This is a genomic window from Luteibacter sahnii (assembly GCF_034063545.1).
In the GTDB taxonomy this organism is placed as follows: domain Bacteria; phylum Pseudomonadota; class Gammaproteobacteria; order Xanthomonadales; family Rhodanobacteraceae; genus Luteibacter; species Luteibacter sahnii.
Genome location: NZ_JAQLOK010000026.1, coordinates 1 through 596, shown reverse-complemented (window position 1 = coordinate 596; position 596 = coordinate 1). Strand labels below are relative to the sequence as shown.

Here is a 596-nt window from a genome sequence, read left to right as displayed (position 1 = left end):
ACGTGCAACTCGCCCGCCACGCCCACCGGCACCGGCTCGCCCCGCTCGTCCAGTACGTATACCCGCGTGTTCGCGATCGGACGGCCTATCGGGATCGTGCGCGACTCCGGCGGCACCGCATCGATCTCGTGCGTGCACGCGAACGTCGTCGTCTCCGTCGGCCCGTAGCCATTGATCACGTGCCGCGGACGCCTCTCCCGTGACAGCAGCCGCCGTATCGTCCGCGCGTCCAGCGCATCGCCGCCCACCAGCAGGTAGCGCAGGCCCGCGAACGACTCCGCCAGCTCGTCCACGTATTCGTTGAACAGCCCCACCGTCAGCCACAGCGCGCTCACTGCGCTCTCGCGCAGGCAGCGGTCCAGCCGTACCGGATCCAGCACCACCTCCTTTTCCACCACCCGGACGCTCGCACCATTGAGCAAACCGCCCCAGATCTCCCACGTCGACGCGTCGAAGGCCGGGTTCGCGCAATGCGCCACGCAATCGTCGGGACCCAGCGGCGCGAAATGGTTGTTGACCACCAGGCGAAGCACGTTGCGGTGCTCCACCATCACCCCCTTCGGCTGACCCGTCGACCCCGAGGTGTACATCACGTA

General features: G+C 67.8%; 1 protein-coding gene. It reads right to left on the bottom strand.

All coding sequences use genetic code 11. The annotated features are described in order from the left end of the window. Positions 1-596, bottom strand: a 596-nt coding sequence (locus tag PI246_RS18390) for an AMP-binding protein (RefSeq protein ID WP_320552777.1), incomplete at both ends; no start/stop codon positions are given.